The sequence below is a fragment of the Rothia sp. HMSC062F03 genome, assembly GCF_001836905.1.
In the GTDB taxonomy this organism is placed as follows: domain Bacteria; phylum Actinomycetota; class Actinomycetes; order Actinomycetales; family Micrococcaceae; genus Rothia; species Rothia mucilaginosa_A.
The window spans coordinates 1-214 of record NZ_KV830881.1 but is presented as its reverse complement, the minus strand read 5'-3'; the positions used below and the strand labels follow the sequence as shown (position 1 = coordinate 214).

1 pseudogene is annotated in these 214 nt (G+C 65.4%); it reads left to right on the top strand.

The window, feature by feature from the left end:
- Positions 1-207 (top strand): annotated as a pseudogene (locus HMPREF2674_RS09440) (helix-turn-helix domain-containing protein); the annotation flags it as partial.
- Between the last annotated feature and the right edge of the window lie 7 nt (positions 208-214).

Here is a 214-nt window from a genome sequence, read left to right as displayed (position 1 = left end):
TGGTGCAGGCTGTACCGGCAGGGCGGCGCGCAGGCGCTTAAGCCTAAGCCCAAGGGCAGGCCGAAGGGGTCGGTGCGGGCGTTGCCGCCAACGCGTGAGGAGGAACTCGAAGAGCGTGTGCGCAAGCTTGAGGCGCAGGTGGCGTACCTAAAAAAATCGATTGCCCTGAAGGCGCGCAGGCGCTCCCAAACCGGGACAAAGCCCTAGTGGTCGC